This is a genomic window from Dehalogenimonas sp. NIT-SK1, assembly GCF_055384165.1.
Genome location: NZ_AP042352.1, coordinates 1,086,221 through 1,106,015, shown reverse-complemented (window position 1 = coordinate 1,106,015; position 19,795 = coordinate 1,086,221). Strand labels below are relative to the sequence as shown.

Sequence of the window (19,795 nt, the reverse complement as noted above, 5' to 3'; positions counted from 1 at the left end):
CGGCTCTAGGCGTGCCATCGCTCACCACCTGGATCTCCCGCAGATACTGTGACGATTTCATTTATTAGCTTTCAGTTACGGTGATGTTTTTGATGACCGGAGGTTCAACCGGTTTGGACATCTCGCCGTGGGGCGAGCGGCCGACCTGAACAGAGGCGATCTGCTGGACGACATCCATTCCGTCGATGACCCGGCCGAACTGGGTATAGTTGGGCGCACCGTTTAAGCCCCGGGAATCAGCGCCGGTGCAGATAAAAAACTGGCTGCCATTGGTATCAGGTCCGGCATTAGCCATGGCGACTATACCGGGGTCATAAGAGTGCTTGGCCGGAAGCTCATCGGCGAATCTATAGCCGGGGCCGCCGGCTCCGGTACCGGTCGGGTCGCCGCTCTGGATCATGAAGGTCTTGATGACCCGATGGAATATAACTCCGTTATAAAAGCCTTCACCGGCCAGGAAGACGAAATTATTGACCGTCCGAGAGCTTTCATCGGCCAGTAGTTCAATGGTAAAGCTGCCCAGGCTGGTTTCTACCTCCGCCCGGTATTTTTTAGCCGGATCGATTGTCATCTCCGGCGGAGCAGTCCAGCGCTTAGGGGTTTGATTTGAATTCATTCTGTTTCCTTTCAATATGACTTTTGATATTTTATTATGATGAAGTGATGGTAACGCTGACCATGTAAGGCGGGTTCACTGGCAGGGAAAGCTCTCCGTTGGGAGACCGCGTTACCGGCACCGTCGCAATTTCCGATACTACGTCCATGCCTTCAATCACCCGGCCGAATTGGGTATAAGTTGGATTCTGATCAAGGTTCCGGGCCTGGATACCGGTGCAGATGAAGAACTGGCTTCCTGCGGTATCCGGTGCGCCGCGGTTGGCCATGGCAACAATGCCTGGTTCATAGGAACGTTTTACCGGGAGTTCATCTGCTATAGTATAACCGGGTCCGCCAGTACCATTACCGTTAGGGTCACCGGTCTGTATCATAAAATTATCAACAATGCGGTGGAAAATGATTTCGTCATAGAATCCGTCTTCGGCAAGCTCAATGAAATTTTGGACAGTATTGGGGGCGTCTTCAGTAAAGAATTCGATCTTAAAAGTACCCAGGTTGGTTTCAATGACAGCGTACTGCTGTTGAGGGGCGGCGCTGCAACCGGTGGTTGCCAGAACAGCAAGAAGCGGCAGCACCAGCAGCCAGGTTTTTAAATGTTTCATCCAGCCTCATCAGAATTTCAAGAATCAGCTTTAATGATAAGGGAAAAGAGTGTCCGTTGCCAAATCAGGGGTATAAAATGGGTCACACAAACTATATAATCTGATTTATATCAGGCTGGAGGCGATGATGAAAATAGAAAAACCCATTTCCAGTGTTTCCATCAATTATAAAGACGGTACAAAGGAATTTCTTGATGTGTACGCGGTGGTAGGTCTGTCCGGGGATATCTGGTACAGCGCGCTGATGTCACCGGCTGACGAAGATGAAAAGGTTACCATGAATAATTTAATGGTGGGTCTTTCCAATGCCATATTGGAGAACCTGGATAAGCAGCGGGACAAAAGAAAGGGCTAAGGGCGCCGGTTTTTCTGGTCCGCGTCTTTTACCAATCTCAGGTACAGCATCGCGGATACTGCCAGCCCCAAAATTATCCAGGCGGCGCCCATCAATGCTTCGCCATTGAGCCACAGGCTGATGCCCAGTCCATCGAACAATCCGGCGGTGATTCCGATAAGCAAAGACATCCCTAAGTCCTTACCCGCTGCGGGTGGAGGAGCGAGGCAGCGGCTGAATTATTTTGATTACCCAATTGACCTAGTGCGTTTCAGGCGGCTAGTTTTTTCTCCAGTTCGGCGTCAGATGGCTCCACCAGGATTGAACCGTCGGGAAATACAATGGTGGGGACGCTGCGATAACCCTTGTTCAGACGCTCTACCTCAGCAGCGGCATCCGGCTCCCGGGCAATATCTACCCATTTGAAAGTGATATCCTTGGATTCTAAGACCCGTTTGGAACGATGGCAATCCGGACACCACTGTGTCCCGTACATAATAATTTCCTTTTCAGTCATAAAACACCTCGCGGAATAATTATAAAACAGAATCAGCGCAATCGGTTAACCAGAAAGAGGTCGACTGCCGGTCAATGCCGAAAATGAACAAAAATTCGCCCGAAGTTTTTGTCATCTTTTTCCACGCGATGGTAGAGTTTTTTGACGTGCGGTTGGGCGAGAAAACGCAGAACCCGTTTTTTAAGCTGTCCGGAACCCTTGCCGGGGATGATTTCCACCGGACTTATCCGTTTAGCTAAGGCTTCTTCGATCACACGGTTGAGTTCGGCGTCAATTGAGGCGCCTTTGTTGAAGATATCATGTAGGTCCAAGGTTAGTTTGGCCAAGACAACTCCGGATAACCTGGTGGATTGACCTGAGTGAGGGCCGGTGTAAATGGTGGGCGGTAGAGGATTTGAACCACTGACCCCTGCGATGTCAACGCAGTGCTCTAACCAACTGAGCTAACCGCCCCTGATGAAGCGCTAAGATTTTAACTTAAGCGGCCTGGTATGGCAAATGCTGCCTTAAGCCGAAAATATTCGTTTAACTTAAATAATCACGTCCGGGAGTGATGACTCGGGCCAGCGCCGCAGCGGCGGCTGTTTTTACCAGGTCACCCGCCAGGAAAGGCGCGACTCCCATGGCGATAACCGATGTTATGGTGGGTGTCTGTCCGACAATACCCAACCATAGATACAGCCAGATAACGCCGGGGACATAGATCAACAGCAGTGTAGCCAGTCCCATCAGACCGAACATTCGGGGTATAGTGCGAGATACAGCATATCGGTCAGCAATGTGACCGATGAGCAAAGCTGCCATGATAAAACCTATCAGATAGCCGAACGTAGAGCCGAAACCGGCCACGCCGCCGGCAAACCAGGGGACGCCGGCGATACCCAGACCGACATACAGCGCCATAGAACCGCCGCCCCACCAGCGGCCAAGGGTAATACCAGCCATAAGGACGGCGAATGTCTGCAGAGTGACGGGGACCGGCGAGAAGGGCAGCAAGGAAAATTTAACCTGGGCCAGCAGGCCGGTCAGCACAGCGAATCCGACAGCCAGTGTTATCTTGGCTGGGATGGAAAGCGCCTGGCGACGGCGAAAAATATCATATTTAATCTGTTCAAAATGAGATAGCAGTTCCATACGAAACTCCAGAAGTTATTTTCGCCCGATGGTCGGTTTTTCACTGGCCAACAGGTTGTAAGTACTGACCCTACCGCAGCCGGAGCAAGTTACGGAGATGGTAATAGGCTGGCTCATGACCCGTTCGGCAACATTAGTGACGATAGAATCAATATTGTCCAGGCGTTCATCCAATACAGACACCTGCTGTGCCAGTTCCTCAAGGGTGGCTGCGTCTTCACGGCGGTTAACGTTGGTTCTTGGTCTATCGCTCAAAATATGCTCCGGTAATTCAGAGTCGCTTCATTATATGTATTAGGACCGGGAGTGTCAAAAGAACGCGGTATCAAACAAATAAGACGGCAATTAAATTAAGGCAGGCGAACAGGCCTTTGCCAGCGGGGGTTGGGATTACCGCATCTCCCGGGTGTTAAAATTTTTTTAGAGATACTATTCCAATTCTTTAAGCAAATTAGCCATTTCAATGGCCTGTACCGCGGCATCAAAACCCTTATTACCCATTTTAGAACCGGAGCGCTCAATAGCCTGTTCCAGGGTATCAGCAGTAATTACCCCAAAAGCGACTGGAACCCCGACCTCTAGATTAACGGCAGCGATGCCTTTTGCTGTTTCTCCGGCGACATAATCAAAGTGGGGAGTGTTTCCTTTTATAACAGCCCCAAGACAGACTATGGCGTCGTAGCGTCCGCTCTTAGCCAGTTTTTTGGCTACCATCGGAATCTCAAAAGCTCCGGGTACCCAGGCCAGGTCGACGCTGTCTTCAGACACTCCATGCCGGGCGAAGGCATCTTTAGCTCCGGATAAAAGTTTCCCGGTCATGAATTCATTGAACCGTGATACGACCACGGCAAACTTCAAATTCTGACCAATCAGAGAACCCTCAAAATTAGCCATCTATCACTCCTTCAGCCTTTTCGGCCTGCTTAAATGTATGTCCCATTTTCTGTCGCTTGGTTTCCAGATATCTTTTATTGTGGGCATTGGGCGGCATTTCAATTGCCATAGTTTCTACCACTTTTAGCCCATAACCTTCAAGTCCGACTACTTTTTTGGGATTGTTGGTTAATAATTTTATCTGGCTCAAGCCCAGGTCAGCCAGTATCTGCGCCCCGATGCCATAATCCCTGAGGTCGGCGGCAAAGCCCAGTTTTTCATTGGCTTCAACGGTATCCAATCCCTGGTCCTGCAGTTCATAGGCGCATATTTTATTGTGGAAACCGATGCCGCGTCCTTCCTGGCGCATATACAGCAGCACCCCGCGTCCGGCGGCGGTAATCTGTTTCAGGGCGAAATCAAGCTGCTCTCCGCAGTCACACCTGAGGCTGCCGAAGACATCTCCAGTGAGGCATTCCGAATGCACCCGGGTAAGTACAGGCGACGAAGCATCAGAAATATCGCCATATACCATGGCCAGGTGTTCCCCGGGATCGACCTGGCTTTTGTAGCCGACGGCGGTAAAGTCACCATAAGGAGTGGGGAGTTTGGCTTCAGCTACCCGCCGGACCAGTTTCTCGGTACGGCGGCGATAGGCGATAAGGTCAGCTACGCTGCCGATCTTCAGTCCCCATTTCTCAGCCAGGGTTTTCAATTTAGGCAAGCGAGCCATGGTGCCGTCTTCAGCCATGATTTCACAGATGACGCCGGCGGGGTAGAGACCAGCCAGCCGGGCCAGGTCCATTGAGGCTTCGGTGTGGCCGGCTCGAACCAGCACTCCGCCGTCACGGGCGCGCAGCGGAAAAGTGTGCCCCGGTTTTTGAATGTCTTCCGGCCTGGAATCAGGACTGACGAGTACCTTGACGGTTTCTGCCCGGTCAGCGGCTGAGATACCGGTACTGACGCGGTGCCTGGCTTCCACTGAGACGGTGAAGGCGGTGCAGAGCTGGGAATGATTCTCCTGTACCATCAAAGGGATGCTAAGTTCATCCAGCCTGTTGCCGGGCAGGGAAACGCAGATAAGGCCGCGGCCGTTGACCGCCATGAAGTTAATCGCCTCAGGGGTTATTTTATCAGCGGCAATTACCAGGTCGCCTTCATTTTCACGATCGTCATCATCGACAATGATGACCATTTTACCTGCTTTAATATCTTCTACAATTTCAGAAATGGGTGCAAAGGACATTATTGTTTTTCAACTCCTGAAAGGGATTAAAGTACCCGCATCAATCAGATGGTACCTTTAATGATACAATAAAACCGATATTATTACGAAGTAAAGCCGTGTTCGGCCAAGAAATCAGTGGTTATCCGGCTTTTCGGTCTGCTGTTGATGAAAGCTTCCACGTATTTGGCGATGATATCCGCCTCGAGATTAACCCGGTCGCCAACCTTTTTTTGCCCTATTGTCGTATGAATGCGACTGTAAGCTACCAAAGATATTGTAAAGCCGGTATCAGAGATATCAAAAGCGGTTAAACTCAGGCCGTCAACGGCAATGAACCCTTTTTCAACTATGTAGCGCAGGGCTTCGGGCGGGGCCTTGACTGTCAGCAGGACGGAGTCATTTTCCCGTTCGATACGCGATATTTTGCCGGTGGAATCAATATGTCCCTGGACCAGATGGCCGCCGACGCGTCCAGAATAGGCAAGGGCGCGTTCCAGATTGACGCCACTGCCATTTTTCAGCTCGCCCAGATTGGTACGGCGCAGGGTTTCCGGCATGATATCAACATCAAATGTTTTTCCGTTGATCTGCTTGACTGTCAGACAGACGCCATTAACAGCCACCGAGTCACCGGGCTTAAGGTCGGATAAGATAAGTTCAGCGATGATAGATAATGAATATTGGGTAATGCTGATGATATTGCCGGTCTCTTCCACTATGCCGCTGAACATTTTTGCTTAGTCCTTAATCACGTAACCGGTGATGGCGGTATCATTGTCAAAACGGGACACCTGGATATTTTCAAGGCGGCAGGCGTTATCCAGGGAGGCGGCCCCGGTGCCTCCCACGGGGGTCAGGGCAGTACTTCCGCCGATTACCATAGGGGCGATAAAGGCGATTACTTTATCTACCAGACCACAGTCGAACATACTGCCGATAATTGAACTGCCGCCTTCTACAAGCAGGCTGGTCATTTTTTGCTGCCCCAGGTAATGGACCAGGGCTGCCAGGTCCACCCTGCCTGTGCCATCCGGGAAATCAACCAGTTCCGCCCCGGATTTCTGGTAGGCCTGTCTTTTTTCTTCGGCTACCGGACCACCGAAAGCGATAATCGTCCGCCCCGGTTCATTGAACAGACACGCGTCAAGCGGCGTTTTTCCATTTGAATCTACTATTATGCGCACCGGCTGCTTGTGCGATGTGCCGCCGCGGCCGGCACAACATCGGGCAGTCAATTTGGGATCATCGGTTATTACGGTGCCGACTCCGGCCATAATGGCGTCAGCGTCATGGCGCAGCGCGTGGGAAAAAGCCCGGGAATCATCATTGGAAATCCACTTTGAATCACCGTTACGGGTGGCTATTTTACCATCAAGGCTCATGGCATATTTGACGATAACAAAAGGTGTACCTTTATTAATGTAATTAAAATACGCTTCATTCAGTTGCCTGGCTTCTTCTCGATGTTCACCGACATGGACTTCAATACCGGCGGCTTCCAGCGCTGCTTTACCCTGTCCGAATACCAGGGGATTGTCATCCAGGGTGGCAAAATGAACTTCTTTTACCCCGGCACTGATTATACTTTCGGTGCAGGGCGGGGTTAGTCCGTGGTGAGAACATGGCTCCAGGGTAATAAACATGGTGGCTCCCTGAGCCTGCTTACCAGCCTGCTTCAGGGCTACGATCTCAGCGTGGTCTTTTCCGGGTGGCTGGGTGTAACCCTGGCCTACGATTTCATCTTTGTTGACCACGATGGCGCCAACCGCCGGATTGGGACTTACCTCACCAACGGCCAGGCCGGCCAATTTCAGAGCCTGTTCCATGTAATCCATACCGAGCTATTCTAGCATCAGCTATTTCAAGTGGCAAACGGACGACCAATCAATTCAGTCAGATTATTTAGTGAGCAAAATAATGAAAATAAAGCAAAATATTTAATAATCCCAAAAAATAACTACGGTAACACTGAGAACTTAAAATGGCTGATTGTTGCTAAAATAAGCCATTAAAAAGACTAAAGATAAGTAAGTAAAAGTAAAGAAACAGAAAGAAGTCTTTAAAAATGGCAGAAGTGCAAAAAACCCCAAAAATATTATTTGCAATTGGGTACTAGTTCCTGTATGATACCACCATTAAATCTTCGGAGGAGGCGAAGTTACAACCTCAGGGCCTAATTTAAGGGCAAGGTCCGATCGAGTAATTCCGCTCTAGTCCTGACACCAAAAGAAAAAACACCGGTCGCAAGACCAAATCTCGAAGAAAGGAAGGGAGGCATGTACAAAAAGATTTTAGTACCACTTGACGGGTCTAAAACCGCTGAAGGGGTTTTACCGCATGCCAAGGCTCTGGCATATTCGGAAGGCGCCGAAATTATTTTATTAAATGTGGCGTCAAACCCAGCCCAGGAATTCGCCTTTGAAGACCCGTCTATTGCCGGTTATTCCATCGCCGAGCAGGAGAAAAAGGCCAACACTTACATGGACAGGGTCTGTGATGAGCTTAAGGCCGGGGGATTCAAGGTTTCCTGTCAGATGCGGGAAGGCTCTCCCGCCAACACTATCCTCCATGTGGCCGAAGAGATGGGCGTAGACGCGATTGCCATGTCCACTCACGGCCGAAACTGGCCGGCCAACTGGCTCATCGGCAGCGTGGCGGAACGGGTTGTCCGACATTCCAAAATACCCGTTTTGATGATCCGCGCAGACAAGAAAAAATAACTAACAATCAATTTTTTTAATACTCCAAATTTTAGAAGGGAGGGATCATGGCAAACGTTATTGACACTGCCAAAAATGGCGCGCAAAGCCTGAAAAAGGTCATTTTCGCGTCATCAGCCGGTACCATGATCGAATGGTACGACTTTTATATCTTTGGTTCGCTGGGAACCGTGGTGGCTCCCAAATTTTACGCGACCGGCACTGAGCTGGGCGACATCATCGCCTGGCTGGCTACCTTCGCGGTAGGCTTTATCGTGCGGCCTTTCGGCGCCATCTTCTTCGGAAGAATCGGTGACATAGTCGGCCGTAAATTTACCTTTATCATCACCATGGCCATTATGGGTCTGGCGACCTTCATTGTAGGTATCCTGCCTACCAAGGAAGTGCTGGGCGAATTCGCCGGTATTATCCTGATTACCCTGCGCATACTGCAGGGCCTGGCGCTGGGCGGTGAGTACGGCGGCGCGGCCACCTACATTGCCGAGCACACTCCCCATGGCCGGCGGGGTTTCTTCACCAGTTTCATTCAGACCACGGCAACGGTGGGTATGTTCATCTCACTTTTCGTCATTCTGAGTACCCGGCTGGCGACAGGCGATGCCGCGTTTGATGAATACGGATGGCGTATACCGTTCCTGATTTCCATTCTACTAGTTGCTATTTCGTTGTGGATTCGACTGTCGCTGCGCGAATCCCCCATGTTCCAAAAACTCAAAGACACCAAGACGGTATCCAAGAATCCTTTGAAAGAAAGCTTTACCAACCCATATAACCTGAAATGGGTGGCACTGGCACTGTTCGGCGCTACCATGGGCCAGGGTGTTGTCTGGTACACCGGGCAGTTCTATGCGCTCTACTACCTGCAGAACATCTTTAAGGTTACCTTGGTTGACTCCAACTTTGTGGTCGGTGGCGCCATCCTGGTGGCCACGCCATTGTTTATTTTCTTCGGCTGGCTGTCGGATAAAATCGGGCGTAAGAAAATCATGCTATCCGGTATGGCCCTGGCTGCCCTGACCTACTATCCCATCTATGGCGCCATGGCGGCTTTCGCCCCGGTAGATACTGGTCAGCCATTCCTGTTTGACTACATCGGCTACAACCCGGTTATGTTATCGGTCCTGATTTTCATCCAGGTTGTGTATGTGACCATGGTTTACGGTCCCATCGCCGCCTTCCTGGTGGAGTTATTCCCCACCAAGATTCGCTATACATCCATGTCACTGCCGTATCACATCGGTAATGGCGTGTTCGGCGGCCTGGTACCCATTATCGGTCTGCAGATGATCGATATGACCGGAAACAACTATGCCGGTCTGTGGTATCCAATGCTGATTGCCGCGACCTGCGCTATTGTCGGTTCCCTGCTGCTTAAAGAAACCAACCGCATCGACATTGACGATGAGGGCGCTTCTTTCGCGGCACAAGATGAAGCCGCAGGCAAAGCCAAATAGTATTAACCCAAGCTAGCAAATGAATAGCAAATCCGCCGCCGGTTTCAACCGGCGGCGGATTTGTTTATGGGTATATTTTGACTTGGCTGGGAAGAAATTAATGTGTGAAATTGCATAGTGAAGAAGAACCAGTGAATGCCCGGCAACGGTGATAACCCGTCTTACGGGGAGCGCATTAGTTTTTCCGTAAAGCGGATAAGAAGAAAAGGGGGTAATACCTATAATTCTTCACGGTTCATGCGATGAAGAGCCAAATAGATAAACAGTCCCGAAAGCCCCAGAGTGATGATAATAGTCAATGGCCAGTATTCCGATACTTCTCCGGTGACCAGAGATGAACCAACAGAAAGCAAGCTGCCGGGGAGTATATACGGCAGCCAGTTAGCTATATTTTCCAACGCACCGATTAAAAAAATCTGAATAAGTATGAGTGCCAGGGGGATACCCATCACCGGTACGCGGCTGCTGAACATGGTGCCCAGCATAAGAGACATGGCTATGTAGAAAACAACCGCTAGAACGATGGTAAAGAAAGCCCCGATGAAAGCTCCGAATGGTATAAACATCTGCTGGGCTAATGACAACTGGGCATAGGCGATGACCGCCTGCAAAACAACCGCGGTAATTAAAACACTGGAACTTATAGCGATGAACTTGGCCAGCACAAAGCCGGTACGGGATACCGGCTTTGAAAGAATCCAAGCGGCGGTACCCGATATTTTTTCGCCGATAAGTGAACCGGCAGTAATGACGGCGGCTCCCATGGGAGCCAGAACACCGGACAATAAAACATAAGTAATAAAACTTGTTGTTACCATGCCGCTGGTTGATTCCAGCTCAATAACCAGGGCAAGGATCATGTTAATAAGGACCATCCAGATAAGACTGTGGATTAACAATGATCTTACGTTCCACACCCTTTCCAACTCCCGGCTCAGTATGTTGGAAAAACCGACGCGCCAACCTTTGGCTTTTTCCGGTTCCAGGTCTGCTGAATTGTGAAAAACGGTCACTTCAGCCACTTTTATCTCCTTCAACTAAATCCATAAATACTTCTTCCAGCTGATGCTTACGTTTTCCAAAATCAATAACAAAAACACCTTCGGCGTTCAATGCCAGTTTCAACAGGTGGCCTTCGGCTATTTCAATATCTTTGACTGTAATATCCCAATGGGATTGACCATTATCGTAACTATGAATAACTCTTTTTATCCAATCCTGAGCATTGAAGATATCATGAAGTATATCTGCTTCACCCCTGGTGATGAGTGAATAGGACGAATCTTTATCGGTGAGCAGTCTGTCAATATTTGACTGGACAACCAGCTTGCCTTTATTGATGATGATAACTTCATCACTGACACGCTGGACATCACTCAAGATATGGGTGGAATAAAGTATAGTGGTTTTTTTCCTTAACTGCATCAGCAGTTCCAGTACATCACGGCGACCCATGGGGTCTAGGGATGCTGCCGGTTCATCAAGGATAAGAAGGTCAGGGGCATGGATATAAGCCTGGGCTATCCCCAGCCGCTGCCGCTCACCGACGGAAAACCCTTTTACCCGGCGATCGGCTATATGGGTGAGGCCGACAATAGCCAGGGTTTCTTCTATGCGTTCTTCAATCATGTTTTTGGGGCCGGCATAAAAAAAACGGCAGACGTATCTCAATGTCTGCCGGGCTGACATATAATCGTAAAACCGAGGGTCCTGCGCCAGATAACCAACTCTTTTGCGGATATCCAAAGAGTCAGTGGCGATATCCATGCCGAAAACAGAGGCGGAACCGCTGGTGGGGTGCTGCAAACCGAGAAGTAATTTAATGGTGGTGGTTTTCCCGGCACCGTTAGGGCCCAAGAAGCCAATTATGGCGTTTTCGCGTACGGTAATGTTCAGTGAATCCACCGCGGTTACGGTTTCATCAAAGACCTTGGTCAGGTCAGTTGTCCTGACAACTACAGCATCATCAGACATCCGAGAAACCCCCGACGCGGTTTTATTTTCCAGTTTTGTAACTTGATTAACTCTAGAATGAAAACTACCTTTTGTCAAGAAGTTGGGGTTTTTTAGAATTGAGATATCTCAGAGAAGAAAATAGTTTTATTTTAAGTTATAATCCTTTAATATAATAATGATAGTAATTCCGTGATTACTCAAGCTTTTATTACAGGAGGTACCAATGGGCGGCGAAGTTCTGGTTCTTGGAATCATCGCGATGGGTACCTGGCTGATTCCTTTCTTCGGGTTACCGGTTCCGATAATCGGTCTGGTCTGGGGAATTATGATACTCCGGCGGCGTCCGGCCAAAAAAGCTATGACTATAAGCGGGGTGGTGCTGAGTTCAATCGGGCTATTTTTATCCGTCAGTTACACCATAATTTCAGTGATAGGGACAGCACCGGATATTACCGACCTTAATCCCGGAGGAGGAGACAGTAATCTGTCGCCGCCGGGACCGGTGGACTGGCAGGCAGATGGTGAAATTTCATCCGGAGAATATGAAAACTACCTCAGCTTCGGATCTGGTTATCAAATCTATTGGAAAAGCGATTCTCAGTTTGTTTATGTTGGCGTGCAAGCCGGTACCGAGGGTTGGGTTAGTTTAAGCTTTATTGATGATTTGCGCGATGGGGGGATGGATACTATATACGGCTTTGTTGATGAAGCCGGGCAGGCGCACGTTTCTGATTCGTATTCAGCCGACCGAACGACGAGTGAGTTGCAAAAGGATGAAGAATCAGGCGGTCAATTCAGTCTGCTGGAGTGGGAGATTAAAGAAATAGCCGCCATTGAAGAGGAAGAGGAAGAGCCCGCTACCACCGTGATGGAATTCCGTCGTCGCTTGGATACCGGTGATAATAATGATGTCCGATTATTGCCGGGCCCAAATTTGTTCATATGGGCGTATGGTTATTCCGATGATATTACAGCCTCAATGACTGAACGCGGTTATGGGGTTATTGAACTCGATTGATGTTTGAAGGATAGTAATAAAAAGGGGCGGCAAAATAGCCGCCCCTTTTGTTAATTAGAGACTGGCACAACGTCAGCGAACGCTTCGCGCGGTTATTATTACGCCTATAAGAGCTAAAATCCCCCCTGAAATAGCGATAAGTGTAGGTATTTCCCCCAGCCATATGAAAGCTATCAGAGTAGCAACAATAGGATTAAGGTACATAAAACTGGTGGCAACCGAAGCCTGTGTCAGGGTGAAAGCGTAATTCCAGCTCAGGTAAGCCAGGGCGGCTGGAAAAATACCCAGGTAAAGTACGGCAACTGTAGCCCCGGTCTCGGCCACTGGAAAATCAGATATAAGGTTGGGAAGAAATACAAGCATCAGAGCCGTCCCGGCCCAGAAGGAATAACAGGTTACCTCCAGGGGCTTATAATGCTTTAATAACCGCTTCTGGATAACAAAAAATATTGAAGTGCATAAAGCCGCCAGCATGATGAGCAGAGTTCCGCTTTCCAGCTCCATTCTACCGCTTTCACCGAAGGCGATCAGACCAATGCCCCCGAAGCTGACCATTATACCCATCCACTGCCTGGGGCTTAATTTTTCTTTCAAGGTAATGGCAGCCAAAAGCCCGGTAAAAATAGGTACAGCACCAATAATAAAACTGGAGGAACCAGCGGTAACAGTAAGCATACCGTGAGCCAGAAGCGTGTGGTACCCGGTGATACCGATGAGTCCGCCGAAAATAATCCAACCCAGATGCGATTTCCGCGGCCACCGGATGCCTTTGGTAATTACGGCGTAAATACCCAGCACGGCGGAAGCCGTCAGGAACCGGAACAATACCAGCGCTCCGGGGCTGTAACTTTCCAGGCCGGCGCGGTTTCCAGCGAATGATGATGCCCAGAAGAGCAGCGTTATACTTATGGCCAGCAGGGCTTTTTTATCTATACCGGAAAGATAGTTCAAGTCATGGACCTTTTGTTCCGGCCCTTGAATGAATTAGCCCGATTTATTAATTCTTTTGCACCAGCTTCCGCGGTTTCCGAATTTTTGTCTCCCGAGAGCATAAGGGCTAACTCTCTGATGCGTGTATCAGCGTCAGTGGTTTTCAAACGGCTGTGGGTACGTCCACCTTCAGTTATTTTATCAACGGTGTAGTGGTGGTCAGCGTAGCAGGCTATTTGCGGCAGGTGGGTGACGCAGATAACCTGGTGATTGGACGCCAGGGTTGCCAGCTTGCGCCCGATCACATCTCCGGACCGTCCGCCAACGCCGATGTCTATTTCATCGAAAATAAGAACCGGAGTTTTGTCCGACTCAGATAATGCCGTTTTTACCGCAAGGGTAAAACGGGAAAGTTCGCCGGTGGAGGCTATTTTTGCCAAGGCGTGCGGCGGTTCCCCGATATTTGTGGATGCCAAAAACTCGACGTTGTCTATACCATGGTTATTGTAATCGGCTTTAAGACCATCCGGTAAAGGCACCCCGTCCGGTTTTTCAACAACCGATAAACTGATATCGAATTTAACCTTATCCATACCGAGATCAGTGAGTTCTTCATTCACTGATTGTATAAGCCTGGATGCGGCAGCTTTTCTTACCGAGGATAATTCAGAAGCGATCTGTCCCATTTCCTTCATCAAGGAGATACTGTTACGCCGCAATGATTCTATACGCTCATCAAAGGTATCAATTTCATTAAGCTGATTACGCGCCTTTTCAGCATAAGCCATAATATCCGCAATAGTTGAACCGTATTTTCGCTTCAACTCCTTGATGACAGACAGGCGGTTTTCAGTAATTTCAAGTTGCTTGGGATCAAATTCAAGTGAAGCATAATATGAGCGTAATTCACGAAGTGTTTCAGTTACGTTGCAGAGGGCTTCACGCAGCGGCGCGACGCTATTTTGAATTTTATTATCTATTTCCGACAGGCTCTCCACCGCCGAAACGGCTTGGGAGAGATTGGAGGCGGCTGATGATTCGCCGGAAATATCATCGCCGTCCAGTGCTTGAATGGCCTTGAAGGATAGATCCTTCAAATTTTCGGTCGAAGCCAGGATTAGCTGTTCCCGCTCTAAATCCCAGTCTTCACCTTCATGCAACTCAGCCTGTTCAATCTCCTGGAGTTGAAATCTCAGAAAATCAGCTTGTTTTAGGCGCTCGGAATTGTGTTGATCAAGCTTCTTAATCTCTTGTTTCAGCTGAGCCAACTGGCTAGCCTTCTGGGTAAATTCCTGCCTTATTTTCAGGGTGCCGGCATAAGTATCAAGGAAATCAAGGTGACTGCTTTTATTCAGTAAGGAAAGGTGCTGGCTCTGACCATGAATATCAATCAATTTTTGACCGAACTCAGCAATTACGTTCCTTGGAATTGTATGAGTATTAAGCCGTAATACAGTCCGGCCGCTGCGCCGGAGGTTCAGAGAAACCACAGCAGTACCATCGCTAGGATCCAGTCCTTTGTCTTTCAGCCATTGGATTACATCAAGCCGATTGGAAACATCAAATAAACCTTCGATTCGGAGTTCATCAGCGCCGTGGCGAATAGTGGTGTCATCCGTTATTCCGGAAAGGAGAACGGTTACCGCATCTACTACCAGTGATTTGCCAGCCCCGGTTTCACCGGTAAGAACATTAAAACCGGAGTCGGGAGACCAATCAAAATCTTCAATGATACCGAAATTTTTGACACGTAAATTTAACAGCACGTTTCGAATCTGCCGTGTTTTTTCAAGTTTAATTGTGGCACAAATAGGGTGAGGGTACAACTCATGGGGCGATTATTCATCAATATCAGCTAATACACCATTGTGGTCTGAAGCAGTACTCTCAATCAGCCCGGCGTTTGACCAGCTAAGGTCCGGCGATACCCAGATATAATCAATACGTTGATAGGGGTTATCAGCTCTAAACGTATACGCCGGAGGCGGTTCTATAGAAAGCAGCACGTCGCGGAAACCGGCTGATCTCATCAGTTTGATTTCCGGATCGTTGGGCTCGGCGTTGAAATCCCCTAAAATTATGGTGTTTTCGAAGTCATTAAAATAGCTCAAGACGGCGGAAACTTGATTAACCCTGATTTCTGAGTCACCTTCTACGTGATGCAGGTGAACGGCGATAAATTGAATAGTATGATCACCTATTTCCAATGAGGCGGAAATAAATGACCTTTCAAGCGGCAACCCTTCAGATGGAACCGGAATGTTGACTACTGAATTGATAGGATAATGGGACAGAATAGCATTTCCCCAATACGGTCCTGATGATGGTCCGAAGTAGTAGGGCATGTCCAGGCGCTGCGATAGCCATTCAAGCATATCAATACGACCGCTGATCAGCCAGCCGCGAGATATTTCCTGCAGCGCTACCACATCAGCGCCACTTTCCTCTATATTGCGAGCCAGAGCTTCAAGATCCAATGCACCTTCGGCACTGAAACCATTATGCAGATTATATGAAAGGACACGCACCGGAAAGCCTTGATTAGCTGAATAATCCGGGGATGGTGTTGATAAAAAAATCCCTGATGGAATCATCATAATTGCCAGAGCGACAATTCCGCTGTACAGCCATTTCTGACGTCCGATGCGCAGCCTTGGCCCCATATGGCGGAGTGAGGTCATAGCTCCGCCGGCAACTATGACCGCTGCCATTACCAGCAGGATGGAGTTATTATAGGGCAGGGCTATCTGATATGAAGCGTAGTAACCGAGAATTAAAATAACCAGTAAGAGCATGCCGATGCCATGGGAAATCGGTAAGCTCAGTGTTCCTGTCCGCCGGACGCCGGCAGCCATTCCGATGATGATGGCGAAAAATAACTGGCATGCTGCTATCTGGCCTAATAGCAATAAAATACTCTCAAGCCAGCCTGATAAATAGGGGAACAATGAAAAAGTAATTAGAACGCCCGCGGAAAGAAGAGTGATGAAATAAATAGTATCTTCCTGAAGGCTGTGAAAATAAAAGGCTGCTATAAATCCGATCAATTGCGCCCCGGTAAGCCACAGGAAAGCCGCTGGTGTATTCCATCCAGTAAGAGAGGCCAAGGCCGGAATATTCTGCAGCAGCATGAGCTGAAGGAAGATAAAAGGCCCGACCGCCAGCCATGCCCCTGCCTTACCCTTGAAGTTAAACGATGTGCTGAACTGACAGTTTTGGAAGTACCTGAATATTAAATAGATAAAAACAAGAGAAAAAGCAATGGTGACGATAGTAGGCCAGAATGTATGCTGCCATGCCAAGTCATAAGTGCCGGCAGCACCATAGATCAATGTGTCCAGGATGATGCCACTCAGAAAACCGCCGGCGAAGAGAGGCATTGTGGAATTTCCCTGTCGTCGTGTTTCGTCCAGGTATATGGGTAAAAACAGAATAAAGCCGATAACGGCCAGGGAAGCAAATAATAAAGTAAATAAAGGAATACCGGACCAAAATTGCATCATCAATCTAAAGAAAATCAATAAGCCCAGGGTCAGCAAGATACTGCTTCGGAAGTCAAGAAAACGGCGCAGAGGACCGGATAAAAAAGCAGTACCGAATATACCCAGGGCGGTTATTCCCAGCAGGGGAGCGCCCAATCCGTATGTGTCACCCAATGTCCAGGTGAGTCCGGCAACCATAACTCGGATGCTCTGTAATCCGAAAACGACAGCTAAAACCAGCAATCCTATTGATGGAATTACTTCCGGCAAATCCGTATTCAGCCTGTTTAGAATGCCACGATATTGCTGCATGTTTCTCTATCATATCATGTCTTCCTTCTCTATGGCATCAAATATGTTGTAAATATTGAAAATTCCAGTCAGTGGAGTTGCTACTTTACTCAGTTGAAAAATAATACATATTGGCATGCTGGTTTTGAACAAGAAAATATTACATAAAAATTTATAAACACGAATAGTATTTATATATTGCGAACCAGTAATTTTTCTGTAAAATTAAATATAATAAAAAAACAGCCCAGAATCTCAATGGGTTATTTGTCCGGTGGGGAAGTTCTTTGCACCAGTTCTTCAAACGCCTTGAACCAGCGCAGCTTTACTTCGTCGGACCACGCCGGGTCAAAGGAAGGGAATTTGGCTAACAAATTTTGGTTCATATCAGTTGAAGAATTAGGTATGGAGCTCTGCGAGTTGGAAGGCTGGTTATCCTGATGGGATGCCTCGCTTGCAATCGGGAGGGTTGATGTTTTTTTAACTTTGCGCTGAGTTGTGTTGCGCGCTGTTTTAGATTTTCGGGTGATGAAAGGGGAAAGAATAATACCAGATTCTTCCGATATACCGATAAAAAACTTTATACATTTTCGGCTGACATCACTGGTAATTTGAAAGTTCTCTCTGAGTTTTTCTTCCAGTTGGGCATAAGTGGCTGATGCCGGGTCAAGATCGTTCAAGAAAAATGGATATGCTTCCTGGGTGAGCTGCTGCAGTAAATCAGAGCGCTGCGGGCCCTTAGCAAATACGATTTGGCGCAATCTCAGGGTAGGCGTATTGTGCGCGTCTATCAATTTCAGGTATTTCAATGCAGCTATCAATTGCCCGCCAGTGCTGCCGGAGAGTTTTTCTCCCCAGTAACTGCGGTCAATGCGCGCCGGAATAGCAGCTTTTAGCCCGTCCATGAAATTCCAAAATGTCCGGTATGACACATATGGCGGCAGTGATTTGGTAACAGGTAAATTCATAGCTGATACGCATCATTTTATGCCAGAAGGACAAAAATGACAAGGCTTCACTTCAGATAAAAGGACAAAAAGCAATTGTTTTTGGAAACAGCCAGGACGAATTTGGACAGTTATTGACGGGTGCTTTTGGCAACGATTAAGATGGCGACAACTTTTTTAGAAAGGCGGGAAAAATTACATGGGAACAGCGATTGATTATCAGAAATTAATGACGGAAATTGTGTTTATCAATTTGCCGGGACCACAGGAACCACAACCGGGAATGAGTGGCGGCGAATTATTGCACGGCTTTCTGGCCGAACTCAAGAGAGCTCCGGACGCCAACACCAGGGCTTTCATTGAAAGCGTGGCGGCCAAATGGAGTGTACGTTATCGGGAAACCGGCGGTAAATAGGAACGCATCGGGTTTCCATATTCAGTTTAGGCAACCAATATATTAAGGAGAAAATATGAAAAAAACGAGGCTATCGGCCATTGATGTCGGCACTACCAAAGTGTGTACTATTATGGCTGACGCTGATGAAGCCGGAATAAGGGTTCTCGGCGTTGGGGTTACGCCGTCTCGTGGTCTGCAGAAGGGAATGGTGGTCAACCTGAACGAAGCGCGTGATGCCATTAAACGGTCTGTCGGTATGGCGGAACAATCAGCTGGTTACAAGCTTGATTCAGCTGTCGTCAGTATTACAGGACGTCATATACATTCCGCGAATAACCGTGGTGTCGTCGCCATTTCCCGCAAGGAAGAGACTGTCAGACCCGCTGATGTTAACAGAGTAATGGAAGTGGCCCGAAATGTTACCATTCCGGGAGACCGGCGAATGCTTCATTTATTACCACTATGCTATACGGTTGACGGCCAGGATGGTATAAGAAATCCAGTGGGTATGCATGGTTTCAAACTTGAAGTGGAAACTCACATGGTTACGGCTTCGGCAACTTCACTGGAGAATTTGGTGAAGTGTGTAAAAGGGGCTGGCATCAATGTTGATGAGATGGTTTTTAGTCCGCTATCCAGTGCTGAAGCTACCATTTCAACCGATGAGATGCAAAACGGCGTAGTATTGGCTGATATCGGCGGTGGGACTACTGATATTGGCGTCTATAAGGACGGTAACATAATCCACACCTCTGTTTTGCCGGTAGCCGGATACCAGATTACGCATGATATCTCCGTAGGACTTGGAGTAAGCTGGGAATTGGCCGAAGAGATCAAAATGAGATATGGATCGGTTTTCCCTGTTGCCGGTGATGACGATGAACAAATGCTGTCCGAGGGTGGACACTCTTTTCCGCACTCACAACTAACTGAAATAATTAGGTCGCGGTTGGAAGAAATGGTTCGTCTCATACTCATGGAAGTTCCTACAGAAGATTACCAGAATCTGCTACGTGGCGGCATGGTATTAACTGGTGGCAGCGCAAATCTACCCGGGCTGGCTGAACTCGGTGCCGAAGTTACCAAATTACCGGTTCGAGTTGGGATGCCGCCTACCATGTATGGTGTTTCTGAGCGTCTCGGGGACCCTGCTTTTGCAACGGCTATCGGTTTGATAATGTGGAAAGCTAACGAGCGCACTGGTATTCCGGTGAAAGCCGGGGGTTCGGAAGGACCTGGAAAATTCCTTGGTTTGTTCAAAAAAAATAAATAAAGGGTGTTAAAGAAGGAGAAG

At 48.4% G+C, this 19,795-nt stretch carries 23 protein-coding genes and 1 tRNA gene; 6 read left to right on the top strand and 18 right to left on the bottom strand.

Annotation, left to right across the window (positions count from 1 at the left end; genetic code table 11):
* Positions 1-64: 64 nt before the first annotated feature.
* Positions 65-616, bottom strand: a complete 552-nt coding sequence (locus tag ACZ48S_RS05750; RefSeq protein ID WP_464211674.1) for a peptidylprolyl isomerase — start codon at positions 614-616, stop codon at positions 65-67.
* Positions 617-650: 34 nt separating this feature from the next.
* A complete protein-coding gene (locus ACZ48S_RS05745) occupies positions 651-1,220 on the bottom strand; it encodes a peptidylprolyl isomerase (protein WP_464211673.1) in 570 nt (189 codons plus the stop codon).
* A 124-nt stretch (positions 1,221-1,344) separates the two neighbouring features.
* Here ACZ48S_RS05745 and ACZ48S_RS05740 point away from each other — a divergent pair, with 124 nt between their 5' ends.
* Positions 1,345-1,575, top strand: a complete 231-nt coding sequence (locus tag ACZ48S_RS05740) for a hypothetical protein (protein WP_464211672.1) — start codon at positions 1,345-1,347, stop codon at positions 1,573-1,575.
* On the opposite strand, the gene ACZ48S_RS05735 is transcribed toward ACZ48S_RS05740, so the two are convergent.
* The 10 genes from ACZ48S_RS05735 to ribD form a co-directional block, all read right to left on the bottom strand.
* Positions 1,572-1,745 carry a hypothetical protein gene (locus ACZ48S_RS05735; RefSeq protein WP_464211671.1) on the bottom strand — a complete coding sequence of 58 codons (174 nt, stop codon included), beginning with the start codon at positions 1,743-1,745 and terminating at the stop codon, positions 1,572-1,574. The two genes, ACZ48S_RS05740 and ACZ48S_RS05735, sit on opposite strands and share 4 nt — an antisense overlap.
* Positions 1,746-1,825: 80 nt before the next feature.
* Entirely contained in the window at positions 1,826-2,071 is a 246-nt protein-coding gene (locus ACZ48S_RS05730; protein WP_464211670.1) for a glutaredoxin family protein, read from the bottom strand.
* Between the two features lie 71 nt (positions 2,072-2,142).
* Positions 2,143-2,397 (bottom strand): Smr/MutS family protein, encoded by a 255-nt coding sequence (locus ACZ48S_RS05725; protein WP_464211669.1) that lies wholly within the window; start codon positions 2,395-2,397, stop codon positions 2,143-2,145.
* A 50-nt stretch (positions 2,398-2,447) separates the two neighbouring features.
* Positions 2,448-2,524 (bottom strand) — tRNA-Val (locus ACZ48S_RS05720).
* A 72-nt stretch (positions 2,525-2,596) separates the two neighbouring features.
* Positions 2,597-3,205: a biotin transporter BioY gene (locus ACZ48S_RS05715; RefSeq protein ID WP_464211668.1), complete on the bottom strand. Its 609-nt coding sequence runs from the start codon at positions 3,203-3,205 to the stop codon at positions 2,597-2,599.
* A 15-nt stretch (positions 3,206-3,220) separates the two neighbouring features.
* Positions 3,221-3,460: a hypothetical protein gene (locus tag ACZ48S_RS05710; protein ID WP_464211667.1), complete on the bottom strand. Its 240-nt coding sequence runs from the start codon at positions 3,458-3,460 to the stop codon at positions 3,221-3,223.
* A 174-nt stretch (positions 3,461-3,634) separates the two neighbouring features.
* Positions 3,635-4,099, bottom strand: coding sequence for a 6,7-dimethyl-8-ribityllumazine synthase (ribH, locus tag ACZ48S_RS05705; RefSeq protein WP_464211666.1), 465 nt, complete (start codon positions 4,097-4,099; stop codon positions 3,635-3,637).
* Complete coding sequence (locus ACZ48S_RS05700) at positions 4,092-5,324, bottom strand: bifunctional 3,4-dihydroxy-2-butanone-4-phosphate synthase/GTP cyclohydrolase II (RefSeq protein WP_464211665.1); 1,233 nt, start codon at positions 5,322-5,324, stop codon at positions 4,092-4,094. Before ACZ48S_RS05700 ends, ribH begins: the two co-directional genes overlap by 8 nt.
* 83 nt (positions 5,325-5,407) lie before the next feature.
* The gene (ribE, locus tag ACZ48S_RS05695) at positions 5,408-6,037 is read right to left on the bottom strand and encodes a riboflavin synthase (protein ID WP_464211664.1); all 630 of its coding nucleotides are present in this window, start codon (positions 6,035-6,037) and stop codon (positions 5,408-5,410) included.
* Positions 6,038-6,043: 6 nt separating this feature from the next.
* Positions 6,044-7,141: a bifunctional diaminohydroxyphosphoribosylaminopyrimidine deaminase/5-amino-6-(5-phosphoribosylamino)uracil reductase RibD gene (gene ribD / locus ACZ48S_RS05690; RefSeq protein WP_464211663.1), complete on the bottom strand. Its 1,098-nt coding sequence runs from the start codon at positions 7,139-7,141 to the stop codon at positions 6,044-6,046.
* A gap of 441 nt (positions 7,142-7,582) precedes the next feature.
* Here ribD and ACZ48S_RS05685 point away from each other — a divergent pair, with 441 nt between their 5' ends.
* Positions 7,583-8,026, top strand: a complete 444-nt coding sequence (locus ACZ48S_RS05685) for a universal stress protein (protein ID WP_464211662.1) — start codon at positions 7,583-7,585, stop codon at positions 8,024-8,026.
* 47 nt (positions 8,027-8,073) lie between these two features.
* Positions 8,074-9,480 carry an MFS transporter gene (locus tag ACZ48S_RS05680; RefSeq protein ID WP_464211661.1) on the top strand — a complete coding sequence of 469 codons (1,407 nt, stop codon included), beginning with the start codon at positions 8,074-8,076 and terminating at the stop codon, positions 9,478-9,480.
* 218 nt (positions 9,481-9,698) lie between these two features.
* Here ACZ48S_RS05680 and ACZ48S_RS05675 read toward each other — a convergent pair whose 3' ends face one another.
* Entirely contained in the window at positions 9,699-10,502 is an 804-nt protein-coding gene (locus tag ACZ48S_RS05675) for an ABC transporter permease (RefSeq protein ID WP_464211660.1), read from the bottom strand.
* Entirely contained in the window at positions 10,495-11,454 is a 960-nt protein-coding gene (locus ACZ48S_RS05670) for an ABC transporter ATP-binding protein (RefSeq protein WP_464211659.1), read from the bottom strand. Before ACZ48S_RS05670 ends, ACZ48S_RS05675 begins: the two co-directional genes overlap by 8 nt.
* A gap of 205 nt (positions 11,455-11,659) precedes the next feature.
* Between ACZ48S_RS05670 and ACZ48S_RS05665 the strand changes: the two genes are divergently transcribed.
* Complete coding sequence (locus tag ACZ48S_RS05665) at positions 11,660-12,454, top strand: DOMON domain-containing protein (RefSeq protein WP_464211658.1); 795 nt, start codon at positions 11,660-11,662, stop codon at positions 12,452-12,454.
* Between the two features lie 72 nt (positions 12,455-12,526).
* Here the strand turns inward: ACZ48S_RS05665 and ACZ48S_RS05660 are convergent, their stop codons facing one another.
* From ACZ48S_RS05660 to ACZ48S_RS05645, 4 genes are all read right to left on the bottom strand, one after another.
* A complete protein-coding gene (locus ACZ48S_RS05660) occupies positions 12,527-13,405 on the bottom strand; it encodes a DMT family transporter (RefSeq protein WP_464211657.1) in 879 nt (292 codons plus the stop codon).
* Complete coding sequence (gene recN / locus ACZ48S_RS05655) at positions 13,402-15,150, bottom strand: DNA repair protein RecN (RefSeq protein WP_464211656.1); 1,749 nt, start codon at positions 15,148-15,150, stop codon at positions 13,402-13,404. Before recN ends, ACZ48S_RS05660 begins: the two co-directional genes overlap by 4 nt.
* 72 nt (positions 15,151-15,222) lie before the next feature.
* On the bottom strand, positions 15,223-17,178 hold the full coding sequence (locus ACZ48S_RS05650; RefSeq protein ID WP_464211655.1) for an endonuclease/exonuclease/phosphatase family protein: 1,956 nt from the start codon (positions 17,176-17,178) through the stop codon (positions 15,223-15,225).
* A 242-nt stretch (positions 17,179-17,420) separates the two neighbouring features.
* The gene (locus tag ACZ48S_RS05645) at positions 17,421-18,125 is read right to left on the bottom strand and encodes a DUF5343 domain-containing protein (protein WP_464211654.1); all 705 of its coding nucleotides are present in this window, start codon (positions 18,123-18,125) and stop codon (positions 17,421-17,423) included.
* 178 nt (positions 18,126-18,303) lie between these two features.
* Here ACZ48S_RS05645 and ACZ48S_RS05640 point away from each other — a divergent pair, with 178 nt between their 5' ends.
* The gene (locus ACZ48S_RS05640) at positions 18,304-18,519 is read left to right on the top strand and encodes a hypothetical protein (RefSeq protein ID WP_464211653.1); all 216 of its coding nucleotides are present in this window, start codon (positions 18,304-18,306) and stop codon (positions 18,517-18,519) included.
* Positions 18,520-18,574: 55 nt separating this feature from the next.
* Positions 18,575-19,774 (top strand): cell division protein FtsA, encoded by a 1,200-nt coding sequence (gene ftsA, locus ACZ48S_RS05635; protein ID WP_464211652.1) that lies wholly within the window; start codon positions 18,575-18,577, stop codon positions 19,772-19,774.
* Positions 19,775-19,795 lie beyond the last annotated feature (21 nt).